At 60.6% G+C, this 13,582-nt stretch carries 15 protein-coding genes; 12 read left to right on the top strand and 3 right to left on the bottom strand.

The annotated features are described in order from the left end of the window. Position 1: 1 nt before the first annotated feature. From AC4CWH_RS07100 to lipA, 8 genes are all read left to right on the top strand, one after another. Positions 2-1,417 carry a pyruvate dehydrogenase complex E1 component subunit beta gene (locus AC4CWH_RS07100; RefSeq protein WP_491320980.1) on the top strand — a complete coding sequence of 472 codons (1,416 nt, stop codon included), beginning with the start codon at positions 2-4 and terminating at the stop codon, positions 1,415-1,417. A 12-nt stretch (positions 1,418-1,429) separates the two neighbouring features. Next, the gene (locus AC4CWH_RS07105; RefSeq protein WP_491320981.1) at positions 1,430-1,723 is read left to right on the top strand and encodes a hypothetical protein; all 294 of its coding nucleotides are present in this window, start codon (positions 1,430-1,432) and stop codon (positions 1,721-1,723) included. Between the two features lies 1 nt (position 1,724). After that, on the top strand, positions 1,725-3,068 hold the full coding sequence (locus AC4CWH_RS07110) for a pyruvate dehydrogenase complex dihydrolipoamide acetyltransferase (protein WP_491320982.1): 1,344 nt from the start codon (positions 1,725-1,727) through the stop codon (positions 3,066-3,068). 14 nt (positions 3,069-3,082) lie between these two features. Then, positions 3,083-3,721 carry an SGNH/GDSL hydrolase family protein gene (locus tag AC4CWH_RS07115; RefSeq protein WP_491320983.1) on the top strand — a complete coding sequence of 213 codons (639 nt, stop codon included), beginning with the start codon at positions 3,083-3,085 and terminating at the stop codon, positions 3,719-3,721. A 104-nt stretch (positions 3,722-3,825) separates the two neighbouring features. Then, positions 3,826-4,092: an HP1242/YdcH family protein gene (locus AC4CWH_RS07120; protein WP_491320984.1), complete on the top strand. Its 267-nt coding sequence runs from the start codon at positions 3,826-3,828 to the stop codon at positions 4,090-4,092. 85 nt (positions 4,093-4,177) lie between these two features. After that, positions 4,178-5,623: a dihydrolipoyl dehydrogenase gene (lpdA, locus tag AC4CWH_RS07125; protein ID WP_491320985.1), complete on the top strand. Its 1,446-nt coding sequence runs from the start codon at positions 4,178-4,180 to the stop codon at positions 5,621-5,623. Positions 5,624-5,789: 166 nt separating this feature from the next. Next, a complete protein-coding gene (locus tag AC4CWH_RS07130) occupies positions 5,790-6,038 on the top strand; it encodes a GlsB/YeaQ/YmgE family stress response membrane protein (protein ID WP_491281447.1) in 249 nt (82 codons plus the stop codon). 34 nt (positions 6,039-6,072) lie between these two features. After that, on the top strand, positions 6,073-7,050 hold the full coding sequence (gene lipA, locus AC4CWH_RS07135; protein ID WP_491320986.1) for a lipoyl synthase: 978 nt from the start codon (positions 6,073-6,075) through the stop codon (positions 7,048-7,050). Between the two features lie 2 nt (positions 7,051-7,052). Here the strand turns inward: lipA and AC4CWH_RS07140 are convergent, their stop codons facing one another. After that, positions 7,053-7,256 carry a hypothetical protein gene (locus tag AC4CWH_RS07140; protein WP_491281449.1) on the bottom strand — a complete coding sequence of 68 codons (204 nt, stop codon included), beginning with the start codon at positions 7,254-7,256 and terminating at the stop codon, positions 7,053-7,055. Positions 7,257-7,552: 296 nt separating this feature from the next. On the opposite strand from AC4CWH_RS07140, the gene AC4CWH_RS07145 reads away from it, so the two are divergent. Beyond that, complete coding sequence (locus AC4CWH_RS07145) at positions 7,553-7,996, top strand: type II toxin-antitoxin system RatA family toxin (RefSeq protein WP_491320987.1); 444 nt, start codon at positions 7,553-7,555, stop codon at positions 7,994-7,996. Here AC4CWH_RS07145 and AC4CWH_RS07150 read toward each other — a convergent pair. Beyond that, positions 7,987-8,487: a CinA family protein gene (locus AC4CWH_RS07150; RefSeq protein ID WP_491320988.1), complete on the bottom strand. Its 501-nt coding sequence runs from the start codon at positions 8,485-8,487 to the stop codon at positions 7,987-7,989. The genes AC4CWH_RS07145 and AC4CWH_RS07150 overlap by 10 nt on opposite strands. Continuing rightward, positions 8,484-9,680 (bottom strand): bifunctional 2-C-methyl-D-erythritol 4-phosphate cytidylyltransferase/2-C-methyl-D-erythritol 2,4-cyclodiphosphate synthase, encoded by a 1,197-nt coding sequence (locus tag AC4CWH_RS07155; protein ID WP_491320989.1) that lies wholly within the window; start codon positions 9,678-9,680, stop codon positions 8,484-8,486. Before AC4CWH_RS07155 ends, AC4CWH_RS07150 begins: the two co-directional genes overlap by 4 nt. Before the next feature lie 181 nt (positions 9,681-9,861). Between AC4CWH_RS07155 and dusB the strand changes: the two genes are divergently transcribed. Genes dusB through ntrC form a run of 3 tightly spaced genes read left to right on the top strand, consistent with a single transcriptional unit; the run spans position 9,862 to position 13,477 of the window. Further along, the gene (gene dusB / locus AC4CWH_RS07160; RefSeq protein ID WP_491320990.1) at positions 9,862-10,881 is read left to right on the top strand and encodes a tRNA dihydrouridine synthase DusB; all 1,020 of its coding nucleotides are present in this window, start codon (positions 9,862-9,864) and stop codon (positions 10,879-10,881) included. Continuing rightward, the gene (locus AC4CWH_RS07165; protein WP_491320991.1) at positions 10,878-12,029 is read left to right on the top strand and encodes a two-component system sensor histidine kinase NtrB; all 1,152 of its coding nucleotides are present in this window, start codon (positions 10,878-10,880) and stop codon (positions 12,027-12,029) included. The genes dusB and AC4CWH_RS07165 overlap by 4 nt, the downstream gene beginning before the upstream one ends. Beyond that, positions 12,026-13,477: a nitrogen regulation protein NR(I) gene (ntrC, locus tag AC4CWH_RS07170; protein ID WP_491320992.1), complete on the top strand. Its 1,452-nt coding sequence runs from the start codon at positions 12,026-12,028 to the stop codon at positions 13,475-13,477. The genes AC4CWH_RS07165 and ntrC overlap by 4 nt, the downstream gene beginning before the upstream one ends. Positions 13,478-13,582: the final 105 nt, after the last annotated feature.

The following is a 13,582-nucleotide window of genomic DNA, read 5'->3' on the forward strand; positions in this document are numbered from 1 at the left end:
AATGCCTATCGATATCCTGATGCCCGCCCTCTCTCCGACGATGGAAGAAGGCACGCTGTCCAAGTGGCTTAAAAACGAAGGTGACAAGGTCACCTCCGGCGACGTGATCGCCGAAATCGAAACTGACAAGGCGACCATGGAAGTGGAAGCCGTCGACGAAGGTGTGATCGGCAAGCTGCTGATTGCCGCAGGCACCGAAAACGTCAAGGTCAACACGCCGATCGCTGTCCTGTTGCAGGACGGCGAAAGCGCCGATTCGATTGGATCGTCTGCGCCGAAGGCTGATGCCGATACCCCTGCTGCAACCTCCGACGCGGCTGGCGGCAAGGCCCGTGAAGCGACGCAAGAGCCGACGGCGACCAAGGAAGCCGCAAAGGTTCCGGCAGCCCCGAAGGTCGACGTGGCCGCCGACCCGGATATCCCGGCCGGCACGGAAATGGTGATGACGACGGTGCGTGAAGCGCTGCGCGACGCCATGGCCGAAGAAATGCGCCGTGATGGCGACGTTTTCGTGATGGGTGAGGAAGTTGCCGAATACCAGGGCGCCTACAAGATCACGCAGGGGTTGCTGCAGGAATTCGGTGCCAAGCGTGTCGTCGATACGCCGATCACTGAGCACGGGTTCGCCGGTGTCGGCGTCGGTGCGGCCATGTCCGGCCTGAAGCCGATCGTCGAGTTCATGACCTTCAACTTCGCCATGCAAGCGATCGACCAGATCATCAACTCGGCTGCAAAGACGCTCTACATGTCCGGTGGCCAGATGGGCGCGCCGATCGTCTTTCGCGGTCCGAACGGCGCTGCCGCCCGCGTTGGCGCCCAGCACAGCCAGGATTTCTCCTCCTGGTACAGTCAGATTCCGGGCCTCAAGGTCGTCATGCCCTACACGGCAGCCGACGCCAAGGGCCTGTTGAAGGCGGCCATCCGCGATCCGAACCCGGTCGTTTTCCTGGAAAACGAGATTCTGTACGGCCAGTCTTTCGAAGTGCCTAAACTGGATGATTTCGTCCTGCCGATCGGCAAGGCGCGCATCCACAAGACCGGCAAGGACGTCACCATCGTGTCCTGGGGCATCGGCATGACCTATGCCATCAAGGCGATTGCCGAGTTGGAGAAGGACGGTATCGACGTCGAACTGATCGATCTGCGCACGCTGCGTCCGATGGACCTGCCGACCGTCATCGAATCGGTCAAGAAGACCGGTCGCCTGGTGACCGTCGAGGAAGGCTACCCGCAGAACTCGGTTGGCACGGAAATCGCCACCCGCGTCATGCAGCAGGCCTTTGACTATCTCGATGCGCCGGTGCTGACGATTGCCGGCAAGGATGTGCCGATGCCATACGCGGCCAATCTCGAAAAACTGGCTCTGCCGAATGTCGGCGAAGTCGTCGAGGCCGTCAAAGCCGTCTGCTACAAGTGAGGGATCTGGCTCATGCCTAAGTCTTCTGTGAAGCAGATCCTGCCTGTCTCGGGTTCCTGGTTCAGGGTGATGGGGACCAAAGACAGTCCGGTTCTGGAAAGGGTCGTGTTCTGGGCCTTGGTCAAAACTGAGGAAACCGAAGTTATCGTCGGCGTTCCGCGCGAAGAAATCGGCGTGATCGGAGCCGTCGACGGCTGGCTCGAAGACGTTGCTGGATATATCGAAGTGCCTCCTGAACAGGTCGCCCGGATGATTGAAAACCCGGAAGAACTTGCTCAGTTCGAACTTGTGTGGGCGGAGGATTAATATGCCAATCAACATCACGATGCCCGCCCTCTCTCCCACGATGGAAGAGGGCAACCTCGCCAAGTGGCTGGTCAAGGAGGGCGACACGGTGAAATCCGGCGATGTCATCGCCGAGATCGAAACCGACAAGGCCACGATGGAAGTCGAAGCGGTGGATGAAGGCATTGTTGCCAAGATCGTCGTTGCCGCCGGCACCGAAGGCGTGAAAGTCAACGCGCTGATCGCCATTCTCGCCGCAGACGGCGAGGATGTCGCAGCCGCTGCCGCCGGTGGCGGTTCTGCAGCACCAGCTCCGAAGGCCGAAGCCGTTCCTGAAGCGAAGGCTGAGGCTGCACCTGCTGCAGCGCCGGCCGAAAAGGCTGAGGCCGCACCGGCCGCTGCCCCTGCATCGGCATCTTCAGGTGAGCGCGTCTTCTCGTCGCCGCTTGCCCGCCGCGTGGCCAAGGAAGCTGGCGTCGATATCGCCAACGTTTCCGGCTCCGGTCCGAAGGGCCGCGTCATCAAGGCCGACGTCGAAAAGGCTGTTGCCGGCGGTTCCGCCAAGGCTGCACCGGCTTCGACTGCACCGGCATCGGCGCCTGCCGCTGCCCCGACGCTTGCCAAGCCCGCTTCCGACGACGCTGTGCTGAAACTGTTCGACCCAAGCTCCTACGAGCTTGTGCCACATGACGGCATGCGCAAGACGATTGCCAAGCGCCTTGTCGAATCCAAGCAGACGATCCCGCATTTCTATGTGACGGTCGATTGCGAACTGGATGCGCTGCTGGCGCTTCGCGCCCAGCTGAACGATGCTGCCCCCCGCAAGGATGGCGCACCGTCCTACAAGCTCTCGGTCAACGACATGGTGATCAAGGCACTCGCTTTGGCGCTGCGCGACGTGCCGGATGCCAACGTTTCCTGGACGGAGACGAACATGGTCAAGCACAAGCATGCCGATGTCGGCGTTGCCGTGTCGATCCCCGGTGGCCTCATCACCCCGATCATCCGCAAGGCCGAAACCAAGACCCTGTCTGCCATTTCGGCGGAAATGAAGGATCTCGGCAAGCGCGCCAAGGATCGCAAGCTGAAGCCGGAAGAGTATCAGGGCGGCACCACCGCCGTGTCCAACATGGGCATGATGGGCGTCAAGAACTTTTCCGCCGTCGTCAACCCGCCGCATGCCACCATTCTGGCCGTCGGCGCGGGTGAGGAGCGGGTCGTGGTCAAGAACGGTGAGATGAAGATCGCCAATGTCATGTCCGTGACGCTGTCGACCGACCATCGCTGCGTCGATGGCGCGCTCGGGGCCGAACTTCTCGGCGCCTTCAAGCGCTACATCGAGAACCCGATGGGCATGCTGGTCTGAGCCGGGAGCGGAACATGCAAACCGTTCTGGCCTTTGGCGACAGTCTGACGTGGGGATATGACCCGGAAACGCAGTCGCGTCATGCCTTTGAAGACCGGTGGCCGAGCGTGCTGGAAAGCGCGCTCGGGACTTCCGTCAAGGTGATTGCCGAGGGTCTGAACGGGCGCACGACGGCTTATGACGATTATCTCGCCGATTGCGAGAGGAACGGTGCAAAGCTGTTGCCGAGCCTTCTGGAGACGCATGCGCCTCTCGATCTCGTCATCGTCATGCTCGGCACCAACGATCTGAAGCGGGGGCCGGCAGGTTCGGCCTTTGCAGCGGTTCGCGGCATGAAGCGGCTGGTCAACCTCATCTATTACCATGTCTGGGGCAGCGATTTCGATGCACCAGACATCCTGCTCGTGGCGCCGCCAAAGATCTGCGAGACGGCGAATGTGCCGTTTGCCGCAATGTTTCGCGATGCGCTGGAAGAGTCGGCCATGCTGGCTAGCCTCTACCGGGACCTCGCCGACGAAATGGGCTGCAGTTTCTTCGATGCGGGATCGGTGGCGCAAACCACTCCGCTCGACGGAATCCATCTGGATGCGGAGAATACGCGGGCAATCGGGCAGGGGCTTGAACCTGTCGTGCGCATGATGCTGGGGCTTTGAGGCGCCCGAACATTTAACCAGGGTCAAGACGTTTGATCAGGGTCAAGGAGAGAACGGAGCTTGTGGTTGTAACATGATGCATCATCCAGAACGGAGGAACGATCATGTCGAACACACCACACCATCTTGCGCAGGAATTTCCGGAACACCTGGTGCTGATGCGGCACTTAAGGGAAACGGACGGTCATTTCCACCGGGTTGCGGTGGATTATGAAGAGATCAATCATCGCATCCACCGGGCCGAAACGGATATCGAGCCCTGCGATGATCTTCACATGGCAGAGTTGCGCAAGCAGCGTCTGGCATTAAAGGACGAACTGTACGGGATGTTGACGCAGGCCGAGCCAAGGCCCGAGACCATCGAGGTCTAGGCGGCAGAGGGCGCGCCACTCCCGGATAAAAGAACAGGAAACGGCCTTGGCCGTATTTCGAGATCATCCAAGGAGTGGAAGCGCCATGGCTCAGTCCTACGACATCATTATCATCGGCTCGGGTCCGGGCGGTTATGTCACCGCCATTCGTGCGGCCCAGCTCGGTCTGAAGACGGCCATCGTCGAGCGCGAGCATCTCGGCGGCATCTGCCTCAACTGGGGCTGCATTCCCACAAAGGCGCTGCTGCGTTCGGCGGAAATCCTCGATCATGCCAATCATGCAAAGTCCTTCGGCCTGACGCTGAATGGCACTATGACGGCTGATGTGAAGGATGTCGTGGCCCGCTCGCGCGGCGTTTCGGCCCGCCTCAATGGCGGCGTCGGCTTCCTCATGAAGAAGAACAAGATCGACGTGATCTGGGGCGAGGCAAAACTCACCAAGCCCGGCGAAATCGTTGTCGGCAAAATGACAAAGCCGGTCGTTCAGCCGCAGAACCCGGTGCCGAAGGGCGTGCTGGGCGAGGGCACCTACACGGCCAAGCACATCATCGTTGCCACAGGCGCCCGCCCGCGCGCACTGCCCGGCATAGAGCCGGATGGCAAGCTGATCTGGACCTATTTCGAAGCCATGAAGCCTGACTTCATGCCGAAATCCATCGTCGTCATGGGCTCCGGCGCCATCGGCATCGAGTTTGCCTCCTTCTATCGCTCCATGGGCGTCGATGTGACCGTCGTTGAACTGATGGCCAACATCATGCCGGTCGAGGACGTGGAAATCTCCACCTTCGCCCGCAAGCAGCTGGAAAAGCGCGGCCTGAAGATCATCACCGAAGCCAAGGTGACCAAGGTCGAGAAGGGCGCTGATTCCATCACCGCCCATGTCGAGACCAAGGATGGCAAGGTGCAGACGATCACCGCGGATCGCCTGATCTCGGCTGTCGGCGTGCAGGGCAATATCGAAAACCTCGGCCTTGAAGCGCTGGGCGTGAAGACCGACCGCGGCTGCATCGTCATCGACGGTTACGGCAAGACCAACGTGCCGGGCCTTTATGCCATCGGCGACGTCGCAGGCCCCCCGATGCTCGCTCACAAAGCCGAGCATGAAGGTGTCATCTGCGTCGAAAAGATCGCCGGCGTGCCGGGCGTTCATCCTATGGACAAGGCGAAAATCCCGGGCTGCACCTATTGCAACCCGCAGGTCGCCTCCGTCGGCCTGACAGAAGCCAAGGCGAAGGCCGAAGGCCGCGAGATCCGCGTCGGTCGTTATTCGTTTGCCGCCAACGGCAAGGCGATTGCGCTGGGCGAAGACCAGGGCATGATAAAGACCATTTTCGACAAGAAGACCGGCGAACTGATCGGTGCGCATATGGTTGGCACGGAAGTGACCGAACTGATCCAGGGTTTTGTCATCGCCATGAACCTGGAGACGACCGAAGAAGAACTGATGCACACCATCTTCCCGCATCCGACGCTGTCGGAAATGATGAAGGAAAGCGTTCTCGACGCCTATGGCAAGGTGCTGAACGCTTAAACGCAAAGGCATTCGGCTTTGCCCTCATCCCAACCCTTTCCCCGCAGCGTGGGGAGAGGTGGCGATAGCGGGATGGGGCATAAGAGCTGCTATAGCTGCTCGAAAAGCTGCCATTGTGATTGGGTTCCTGAGGGACCATATGGATGTCCGTAAACGGAGAACGGTCATGGAAGGTTTGGGTTTCTTAGGCACGATCATCATTGGCGGACTGGCCGGCTGGCTTGCCGGTATGCTGATGGATCTGCGCTTTGGCGTGTTCATGAACATCGTCATCGGTGTGGTGGGTGCAGCCCTTGCCACCGCCATTCTGGAGCGTGCCGGCATATGGGTTGAACCCGGCGCCTGGGGCGGTCTGGTCAGCGGTTTCATTGGCGCCTGCGCTCTGCTATTTGTCGCCAAACTCGTGAGACGCTAAACACCGCGCGAAGCGGTCAGGAAAGCAATTTGTCATGGTTACAATTCTTGACAGGATCTCGCCTCCAGACGAGACCAAGCGTGCCCGCCATCCGGAAAAGGCGCACCGTCCCGATACGGAGGTGATGCGCAAGCCGGAGTGGATCCGCGTCAAGGCGCCGACATCAAAGGGTTATGCCGAAACGCGTTCCATCGTGAAGGAGCACAAGCTGGTCACCGTCTGCGAGGAGGCCGGCTGCCCCAATATCGGCGAGTGCTGGGACAAGAAACACGCCACCTTCATGATCATGGGCGAGATCTGTACCCGCGCCTGCGCTTTCTGCAACGTATCGACCGGCAAGCCCAACGCGCTTGATATGGACGAGCCGGAAAATGTTGCCAAGGCCGTCAAGCAGATGGGCCTGTCCCACGTCGTCATCACCTCCGTCGACCGCGATGATCTCGCCGACGGTGGCGCCGAGCATTTCGAAAAGGTGATCTGGGCCATTCGCGGCGCCTCGCCGCTGACGACCATCGAGATCCTGACGCCGGACTTCTTGAAAAAGCCGGGAGCACTGGAACGGGTCGTGGCGGCAAAGCCCGATGTGTTCAACCATAATATGGAAACGGTGCCCGGCAATTACCTGACGGTGCGCCCCGGCGCGCGCTATTTCCATTCCGTGCGCCTGCTCCAGCGGGTGAAGGAACTTGATCCGACGATGTTCACCAAATCCGGCATCATGGTCGGCCTTGGGGAAGAGCGCAACGAAGTGCTGCAGCTGATGGACGACCTGCGCACCGCAGATGTCGATTTCCTCACCATCGGCCAGTATCTGCAGCCGACACGCAAGCACCACAAGGTGATGAGCTTCGTGACGCCCGACGAATTCAAGTCTTACGAGACGGTGGCCTATACGAAGGGTTTCCTGATGGTGGCCTCGAGCCCGCTGACCCGCTCCTCGCACCATGCCGGCGACGATTTCGCACGCCTTCGGGCCGCCCGCGAGAAGAAGCTGATGATTGCGGCCGAGTAAGCCTAGTCGTCGGTGACGATCTGGCCGCGCTTGCGCTCGCGCAACTCGAAGCGGTGGCTGCGTGCCTCCGCCTTGGCGACTTCGACCAGGTAGACCAGCATCGTCAGGTTGTTCATTTCAGCCAGCTGCCGGGCCGATTCGAGCAGCCGCATGACCTGTGTGAAATCGTCTGTCATTCTTGCCATGTTGTTTGGTTGCATCATCATGCCATTTCATCTCTTGGCCATTTTTTCGCGGGCTGCCCGGCCTGCTGATAGGAGCCGGACATTGTCGCCCAAAAAGAAAATGAGGCCCCAAGACACTGTTTTTTGTGCGTAATCCGATGTTGAACCTGTTGCGGCACACATTGCGCGACAGCAGGGAACCGCCTGCTGTTCGATCCGCCCATCACAATTCTTGGTGATAAAGGTTAAATTCGCATTAGGCCTGTCTGGAAAAACTCCAGACAGCACGCGACGAACTGTCTCTTGCCAACCGATCGTTCCACCACTAGCTCAGTGTCATGCCAAAGTTTGAAAATCACCGCCCCGTCCGGCATTCCCCAGAAGACATGTTCGCCCTTGTTGCGGATATCGAAAAATATCCGCAATTCCTGCCGCTCTGCGACGGGCTGACGGTGCGCTCCCGCAAGGAGCGTGACGGCAAGACGCTTCTGGTGGCGGATATGACCGTTGGCTACAAGGCCATCCGGGAGACCTTTACGACGCAGGTCCTGCTCAATCCGGCTGAACTCACCATCGATGTCAAATACATCGAAGGGCCGTTCAAGTATCTCGACAACCGCTGGCATTTCACGCCGGCGCCTGAAGGGTGCGTGGTGGATTTTTTCATCGACTACGAGTTCAAGAGCCGCATTCTCGGCGCCGTCATGGGCTCGATGTTCGACCGGGCGTTTCGCATGTTTGCCGAAGCCTTCGAGACGCGCGCCGACAAGATTTACGCCTGAGCAAGCTCGATCAGCAGGGATAACGCCGTGCTGACGGTTGCCAGGCGCACGCCGTCGCGGCCGAGATCGCCATAGCGCATCTCGCGGTGGAGGAGGGCGCCGGTCTTCGTCATCGCCGCGATATGGACGAGGCCGACCGGCTTTTCGACCGAGCCGCCACCGGGGCCAGCAATGCCGGTGACGGCGACGGCCACGGACGCGTTCGAACGGAGCAGCGCGCCCTTCACCATCTGCAGTGCCGTTTCGCGCGACACGGCGCCAAATATCTGAAGCGTTGCGGCATCGACACCGATCAGCTCCTGCTTTGCCGCATTGCTATAGGTCACAAAACCCCGGTCGACGACGGCAGAGGAACCAGACACGTCGGTGAGCGCGCCGGCAATCAGCCCGCCGGTGCAGGATTCGGCTGTCGCCACCTGCCAGCCGCGCGCCGCGCAAAGGCTGATCACCTGCTGCGCCAAAACCTCTATCTCGCCCGCAAACACGCTCATGGCTTCAGGAAGCCATAAACGACTGTCGCGGTTGCAATGGCGGCAATACCTTCCTTGCGGCCGATGAAGCCGATTTTTTCATTGGTGGTTGCCTTCACCGAACAACGATCCAGCGAAATGGCGAGAATTTCCGAGAGATTGCGGCGCATGGCCTCCCGGTGTGGCGCGATTTTCGGTGCTTCGGCCACGAGCGAAATATCGGCATTGGTGATAATGCCGCCGTGCTGGCGCACGATCTCTGCGGCGTGGGCGAGAAAGATCCGCGACGCCGCCCCCTTCCACTGCATGTCGCTTGGTGGAAAATGATCGCCGATATCGCCGGCGCCGCAGGTGGCAAGCAGCGCGTCGGTCAGCGCATGGAGCGCCACGTCGGCATCCGAATGGCCGCTCAGTTTCTGGTCATGGGGCATGAACACGCCGCAAAGCGTCACGCCGTCGCCCGGCACCAGTTGATGCACGTCATAACCATTGCCGGTGCGCACATCAGGCAGCATCTGCGCGGAGGAAAGTTTTTCGTCGGCCATGGCAAGGTCTCGCTTGATCGTCAGTTTCACATTGTCGGCGGATCCCTCGACCAGCCGGACCGTCAGTCCGGCCCATTCGGCAATCGAGGCATCGTCGGTAAAATCGTCGCGCCGGAGGCTTGCAGCCTTGTCATGCGCGGCACGGATGGCGGGAAGAAAAAAGCTCTGCGGTGTCTGTGCCGCATAAAGCCCGGCGCGCGGCACGGTTTCATGCACCACACCATCGGCGCCGGCGCGTTTCAGCGTATCGGTCACAGCCAAGGCGGGCAGGATGGCCTCCTCACCGTCGTCAAACGCCTGTGCGATCCGGTCCAGCAGCGCATGATCGACAAAGGGGCGTGCGGCATCGTGGATCATCACATGGGTCGCATCAGTTTGCGACAGCACCCGCAGGCCCGCGAAGACCGATTGCTGGCGCGTTTCACCGCCCAATGTGGTGATCAGCGATTGCGCGCCGGCAAGGCCACGCACGGCGTCGGACAACAGTGTCTCGTCATCCGGATGGATCACGACCACGATCGGACCAGAGCGCGGCCAGGTGAGGAACTGCCTCAGCGCATGGTGGATCACCGCCTCACCACCGATGCGGCGATACTGCTTGGGGCCTTCCTGGGGCGAACCGGCCCGCTCTCCGCGTCCCGCTGCCACGATAACGATGCCAATTGTCATGAAACTGCCTGCCGGGCTCGCTAACTGGTGGGATTGACGGGAGTAAAGGACTGGGTGAGTTGACACTGGAGAACTATAGACTCAAAACGCCCATTTCCAGCACGTCGCCCTGAAATATCGCAGTTTGGGAATTGCTCTTGGCAAACGCTCAATCTGTGAATAAAAATAGTGCAGAAACTTTATGTGCCCGAAAGATCATCAGTTGAACCCTCCGTCCCTCGCTCGTCCTTTTTCGATTGGGCCTGTCGCGATCCGCAATCGAGTTGTGCTGGCGCCGATGTCGGGCGTGACGGATTTACCCTTCCGCCAGCTCGCCTGGCGTTATGGGGCAGGGCTTGTGGTGACGGAAATGGTGGCAAGCCGCGAACTGGCGGCCAATCGTGGCGAATCATGGGAACGCCTGAAAGGCACCGGCATTCGCCCGCACATGGTGCAGCTCGCCGGGCGCGAGGCCCACTGGATGGCGGAAGCAGCCCGCATCGTGGAAGCCAACGGCGCCGATATCGTCGATATCAACATGGGCTGTCCGGCAAAGAAGGTCACGGGCGGTTATTCCGGCTCGGCGCTGATGCGCGATCCCGATCATGCGCTGTCGCTGATCGAGGCGGTGGTGGGCGCCGTCTCCATTCCCGTGACCGTGAAGATGCGGCTCGGCTGGGATGAGACGTCCTTGAATGCGCCTGAGATTGCCGCCCGTGCAGAACAGGCCGGCGTAAAAATGATTACCGTGCATGGCCGCACCCGCATGCAGTTTTACGAAGGCCGTGCCGATTGGGATGCGATTGCCCGCGTGCGCGAGGTCATCGCCGTTCCGCTCATTGCCAATGGTGATGTAGAGACGGTGGACGATGCCCACGAAATCCTGCGCCGCTCGGGCGCCGATGCCGTGATGCTCGGACGCGGTGCGCAGGGGCGTCCCTGGCATCCCGGCGTCCTTGCCGGCCACGCTCTGCCGTCGGCACGCGAAATGGCGGATGTCGCCTGCGAACACTATGAGATGATGCTGGAATTTTATGGACGCGAAGCCGGTCTTCGCCATGCCCGCAAACAAGTGGGCTGGTATCTCGACCGTTGTGCGCCGCATTTTGCGGCGGAACGAAAGGCAGCACTGATGACGGAGAAAAATGCCGATGTGGTCGCGCGCGTCCTCTGGGACGCGATTGCCACAGGGGCCGGCAACGCCAGCAGGGAGGCAGCATGAGCGCGATCTCGCACGATGGCAGCGGCAACAACCCGCTGGCCATGGCGGTGCTGAATTCGGTGCAGAACCCTGTTATCCTGGTGGATGACACCGGACGCATCGCTTTTGCCAACTGGGAGGCCGAAGCCTTTTTCGGCGCCAGCGCCTCGCATCTGGCCCGCAACAAGATTTCCACCTTCATTCCCTTCGGCAGCCCGCTTCTGGCGCTGATCGATCAGGTGCGCGACCGCCGCGCCCCCGTCAACGAATACCGTGTCGATCTTTCCTCGCCACGGCTTGGCCAGGAAAAGCTGGTCGACCTCTACGTCGCACCCGTTGTCAGCGAACCGGGTTCGGTGGTCGTTGTCTTCCAGGAGCGCAGCATGGCCGACAAGATCGACCGGCAGCTGACGCACCGGGCCGCAGCCCGTTCGGTGACCGGCCTTGCCTCCATGCTGGCGCATGAGATCAAGAATCCGTTGTCTGGCATCCGAGGTGCGGCTCAGCTTCTGGAAAGCGTTGTTCCCGACGAGGATCGGTCGCTGACGCGCCTCATCTGCGATGAGACCGACCGCATCGTTTCACTGGTCGACCGCATGGAAGTGTTTTCCGACGAACGACCGGTCGACCGGTTGCCGCTCAACATTCACTCCGTGCTCGACCATGTGAAGGCAATCGCCAAGGCCGGTTTTGCCCGCGACATCAAGATTTTGGAAAACTACGATCCGTCGCTGCCATCGGTCTATGCCAACAGAGACCAACTGGTGCAGGTGTTTTTGAACCTCATCAAGAACGCCTCCGAAGCCATCGGCGACCAGCAGGATGGCGAGATCATGCTGACGACGGCCTATCGCCCCGGCATCCGCCTGTCGGTGGCCGGCACGCGCGAAAAAATCTCGCTGCCGCTGGAATTCTGCGTCATCGACAATGGACCGGGCGTGCCGAGCGATCTCGTGCCGCACCTGTTTGATCCCTTCATCACCACCAAGACCAATGGCTCGGGCCTTGGCCTTGCGCTTGTTGCAAAAATCATCGGCGCCCATGGCGGCATCGTCGAATGCGACAGCCAGGCCCGCCGAACGATTTTCCGCGTTTTGATGCCCATGCACAAGGATGACGGCTACCCCGATGATGGCCGCAGCTTGAACACGACAGGAAACTTGAAATGACCGCTACGATCCTTGTCGCCGACGACGACGCGGCCATCCGCACCGTACTGAACCAGGCGCTGACCCGCGCGGGCTACGACGTCCGCATCACCTCGAATGCCGCCACGCTCTGGCGCTGGATTTCGGCCGGCGAGGGCGATCTCGTCGTCACCGACGTCGTCATGCCCGACGAGAACGCGTTTGACCTTCTGCCGCGCATCAAGAAATCCCGGCCGGAACTGCCGGTCCTGGTGATGAGCGCGCAAAACACCTTCATGACGGCGATCAAGGCTTCCGAAAAGGGCGCCTATGATTACCTGCCAAAACCCTTCGACCTCACCGAACTGATTGCCATTATCGGCCGGGCTCTGTCGGAACCGAAGCGCAAGCCGGCAAAGCTCGATGACGACATGCAGGATGGCATGCCGCTGGTTGGCCGTTCCGCCGCCATGCAGGAAATCTACCGCGTACTCGCCCGCCTGATGCAGACGGACCTGACGCTGATGATCACCGGCGAATCAGGCACCGGCAAGGAACTGGTGGCGCGCGCGCTGCATGATTACGGCAAGCGCCGAAACGGCCCCTTCGTTGCCATCAACATGGCGGCCATTCCGCGTGATCTCATCGAATCGGAACTGTTCGGCCACGAGAAGGGCGCGTTTACCGGCGCGCAGAACCGCTCGACCGGCCGGTTCGAGCAGGCCGAGGGCGGCACGCTCTTCCTCGACGAAATCGGCGACATGCCGATGGATGCCCAGACCCGTCTTTTGCGCGTGCTGCAGCAGGGGGAATATACCACCGTTGGCGGGCGAACCCCGATCCGCACCGACGTGCGCATCGTGGCGGCCACCAACAAGGATTTAAAGCAGCTGATCAACCAGGGCCTGTTCCGCGAAGATCTGTACTATCGCCTGAACGTGGTGCCGCTGCGCCTGCCGCCGCTGCGCGACCGCGCCGAAGACATTGCCGATCTGGTGCGCCACTTCATGCAGCTCGGCGAAAAGGAAGGCCTTGACGCCAAGCGTTTCGACAATGAAGCGCTGGATGTGATGAAGGGTTATGCCTGGCCCGGCAATGTGCGCGAGCTGGAAAACCTCGTGCGTCGGCTGATGGCACTTTATCCCCAGGAAGTCATCACCCGCGAAATCATGGAATCGGAGCTTCGTTCGGACGTCCCCGACAGCCCGATCGACAAGATGGGCGCGCGCTCGGGCAATCTCACCATCGCGCAGGCGGTGGAGGAGAACATGCGCAGCTATTTCGCCGGTTTTGGCGATAACCTGCCGCCTCCAGGCCTTTATGACCGCGTGCTGACCGAAATGGAATATCCGCTGATCCTTGCCGCACTCACCGCCACGCGCGGCAATCAGATCAAGGCTGCCGATCTTCTTGGCCTCAACCGCAACACTTTGCGCAAGAAAATCCGCGAACTCGGTGTCTCCGTCTACCGCAGCTCGCGCGGCGCATAAGCCTTTGCGGCTTGACAGCGCAGGACACCTCGTTGCATTTTCGCCACATTGCGTTGCTCAATAGTCACGCAAGGGCGCCTTGGCATAAGCCTCTCGGGGGCGAAC

Source organism: Neorhizobium sp. PAMB6716 (genome assembly GCF_058242805.1).

Coding starts and splice junctions, on each gene's coding strand:
- lpdA (WP_491320985.1), top strand. CDS start 4,178: ATGGCTCAGTCCTACGACATCATTATCATCGGCTCGGGTCCGGGCGGT.
- AC4CWH_RS07110 (WP_491320982.1), top strand. CDS start 1,725: ATGCCAATCAACATCACGATGCCCGCCCTCTCTCCCACGATGGAAGAG.
- AC4CWH_RS07115 (WP_491320983.1), top strand. CDS start 3,083: ATGCAAACCGTTCTGGCCTTTGGCGACAGTCTGACGTGGGGATATGAC.
- AC4CWH_RS07105 (WP_491320981.1), top strand. CDS start 1,430: ATGCCTAAGTCTTCTGTGAAGCAGATCCTGCCTGTCTCGGGTTCCTGG.
- AC4CWH_RS07100 (WP_491320980.1), top strand. CDS start 2: ATGCCTATCGATATCCTGATGCCCGCCCTCTCTCCGACGATGGAAGAA.
- AC4CWH_RS07130 (WP_491281447.1), top strand. CDS start 5,790: ATGGAAGGTTTGGGTTTCTTAGGCACGATCATCATTGGCGGACTGGCC.
- AC4CWH_RS07120 (WP_491320984.1), top strand. CDS start 3,826: ATGTCGAACACACCACACCATCTTGCGCAGGAATTTCCGGAACACCTG.
- AC4CWH_RS07140 (WP_491281449.1), bottom strand. CDS start 7,256: ATGATGATGCAACCAAACAACATGGCAAGAATGACAGACGATTTCACA.
- AC4CWH_RS07150 (WP_491320988.1), bottom strand. CDS start 8,487: ATGAGCGTGTTTGCGGGCGAGATAGAGGTTTTGGCGCAGCAGGTGATC.
- AC4CWH_RS07165 (WP_491320991.1), top strand. CDS start 10,878: ATGAGCGCGATCTCGCACGATGGCAGCGGCAACAACCCGCTGGCCATG.
- ntrC (WP_491320992.1), top strand. CDS start 12,026: ATGACCGCTACGATCCTTGTCGCCGACGACGACGCGGCCATCCGCACC.
- AC4CWH_RS07145 (WP_491320987.1), top strand. CDS start 7,553: ATGCCAAAGTTTGAAAATCACCGCCCCGTCCGGCATTCCCCAGAAGAC.
- dusB (WP_491320990.1), top strand. CDS start 9,862: ATGTGCCCGAAAGATCATCAGTTGAACCCTCCGTCCCTCGCTCGTCCT.
- lipA (WP_491320986.1), top strand. CDS start 6,073: ATGGTTACAATTCTTGACAGGATCTCGCCTCCAGACGAGACCAAGCGT.
- AC4CWH_RS07155 (WP_491320989.1), bottom strand. CDS start 9,680: ATGACAATTGGCATCGTTATCGTGGCAGCGGGACGCGGAGAGCGGGCC.